Genomic DNA, 796 nt, shown 5'->3' with positions numbered 1-796 from the left:
CCACAATAGCGAGAGCGTGGGCGGAATTGCCGCCGATCGGCTCCGTTCCACAATCGAAAGAGTTCAGAGGCTGGAAGAAGAGCGCAAGGCGCTTGCTTCTGATATCCGCGACATTTTCGCAGAAGCGAAGAGCGCTGGTTTCGATGTGAAAACGATCAAACACATCATAGCGCTTCTCAAAAAAGAACCAAGCGAGATCGAGGAGCAGGAGAGCCTGCTTGATATCTACAAGCGCGCCTTGGGGATGTGAGACATGAAACTCTATCTTCAATATGGGCACGATCAAATCGTTCACCGAGCACGATGCCGCACATATCCGCTGGCATACTGAATGGGATCATGCGCGCGACGGCCACGGCAAGCTGTGGGCTGAAGTTGGGGGCCGAGCGCACTACGAGGAGGAGTTCTTCGAAACAGCGGAAGAAGCGCGGGATGAGGCGCTCCGCCGCCGCGCAGCTCGGATTTCTTATCTAGAAGAGCGACTGGCTCGTCTGCGTTCCATCCACGAGAAGTCGGAGGGCGGCACATGCTAACCTTCCTCTTCCCCCGCCTCCGCCGCCTGGAATCCGAGAACGAGAGCCTGCGGGCTCAACTGTCGGGAGCAAGGCTACTTCTCGATGATGCACGGGGCAAGCTTTGGGAGTCCCAGACCGACCCAGCCCGCACGCTCGCCCTCGTCGCGTCCAGAGACAAAGAAGTCGCTTCCAAAGACAAAGAAATAGACGCACTCAAATCCGAGATCCGCGCCCTGAAACGGCAGCGGGACCGGGCCGGGAGGTTTGCGCCATGCGAGAAA

Annotated in this window: 3 protein-coding genes; 2 read left to right on the top strand and 1 reads right to left on the bottom strand. The window is 57.9% G+C overall.

Annotated elements, in window-relative coordinates; all coding sequences use genetic code 11:
• The first annotated feature begins 16 nt into the window (after positions 1–16).
• Positions 17–250 carry a DUF2312 domain-containing protein gene (locus tag JCM15831_RS15315; protein ID WP_156938939.1) on the top strand — a complete coding sequence of 78 codons (234 nt, stop codon included), beginning with the start codon at positions 17–19 and terminating at the stop codon, positions 248–250.
• A gap of 22 nt (positions 251–272) precedes the next feature.
• Positions 273–533 carry a hypothetical protein gene (locus JCM15831_RS15310; RefSeq protein WP_025824915.1) on the top strand — a complete coding sequence of 87 codons (261 nt, stop codon included), beginning with the start codon at positions 273–275 and terminating at the stop codon, positions 531–533.
• 74 nt (positions 534–607) lie between these two features.
• On the opposite strand, the gene JCM15831_RS23155 is transcribed toward JCM15831_RS15310, so the two are convergent.
• A partial coding sequence (locus tag JCM15831_RS23155) for a hypothetical protein (RefSeq protein ID WP_035774790.1) occupies positions 608–796 on the bottom strand: 189 nt, incomplete at its 5' end.

The sequence above is a fragment of the Asaia astilbis JCM 15831 genome (assembly GCF_000613845.1).
GTDB classification, from domain to species: domain Bacteria; phylum Pseudomonadota; class Alphaproteobacteria; order Acetobacterales; family Acetobacteraceae; genus Asaia; species Asaia astilbis.
Note: the sequence above shows the minus strand (reverse complement) of the source record. Positions and strands in the feature narration are given on the sequence as shown.